The following is a 1,117-nucleotide window of genomic DNA, read 5'->3' as shown; positions in this document are numbered from 1 at the left end:
TACAGTGATCAAAATGATCTAGAGGCAAAGTCAGAAGAATTAAAAACTTTGGTAGCATCGACTAATGCAATGCGCACGGCTATGGTCGATTTGGTTGGAGAGATTCAAGATAAGTCGAACAGCGTCTCAAGCGTTAGCGAAGAAATGTTAGGTTTTGCACAAGGTCTTGCTTCGCAGAGTGACGCACAGTTTCAACAGACTTCTCAGATGACGGTGGCGATTGAAGAAATGTCAGCTTCGTTTAGAGAAGTTGCGCAAAGTGCAGCGGGTGCTGCCGTTGCTACATCGCAAGCAACGAAAGCGGTTGAAGAAGGGAATCAGTTGGTTCAAAACTCAGTGAGAAGTGTGCGTTCTCTTGTTGAGGGTGTTGGTCGTACGAGTGAAACGGTCAATAATTTGAGTCGTGATGCAGAAAACATTGGTGAAGTGCTTACCGTGATTGAAGGCATCGCTGAACAAACTAATTTACTTGCCTTGAACGCAGCAATTGAAGCAGCACGTGCAGGCGAAGCCGGTCGAGGTTTTGCAGTTGTAGCAGATGAAGTGCGTGGTTTGTCAGTGAGAACTTCTGAATCGACTCAAGAGATCAAAGACATTATTTCTCGCTTACAAGAGTCTTCCAATAGCTGTGTAGGGGTGATGGCGGAGCAAAGTTCATCAGCAGAGTATGCGGCTGAGCAAACTGAAAGTGCAGGGTGTCGGCTAGATGAAATCGTTTCTGCGATCACAAACATTCAAGACTTGAGTGCAACCATCGCTTCTGCGACAGAACAGCAGGTATCTGTTGTGAATGAAGTGGCTCAGAACGTGAACAGTATTCGTACTCTGAACGAAGAGAGTAATGAGATTGCGCAGCAAACAGATGCGAAAGCATCAGACTTGAACCTAGTGTGTGATCACCTTAATCAGCTAACCAAGAACTTTAAGATTTCATAGACGCTTGGTTTAGCTTCTTAACCTAAGGAACGTCTGAACCTATTCCGTTTGCTCTATTCCATGGCAGCGACTCTTGGGTCAGGCGTATCGTCTTCTACTAGGTCTCTGGCAAACGTGATGGTATTCAGGTCTGGTGTAGAGAGATCTAAGCCTTCAAATATAGACGCCTCGTAAATAGCAG

At 45.5% G+C, this 1,117-nt stretch carries 1 protein-coding gene; it reads left to right on the top strand.

The window, feature by feature from the left end; genetic code table 11:
* The coding region (locus A3739_RS16010; protein WP_231877094.1) for a methyl-accepting chemotaxis protein at window positions 1-936 on the top strand (936 nt) is incomplete at its 5' end.
* Window positions 937-1,117: the final 181 nt, after the last annotated feature.

This window comes from Oleiphilus sp. HI0067 (assembly GCF_001635735.1).
The sequence above is the reverse complement of the archived record's forward strand: the minus strand, read 5'-3'. Positions and strand labels throughout refer to the sequence as shown.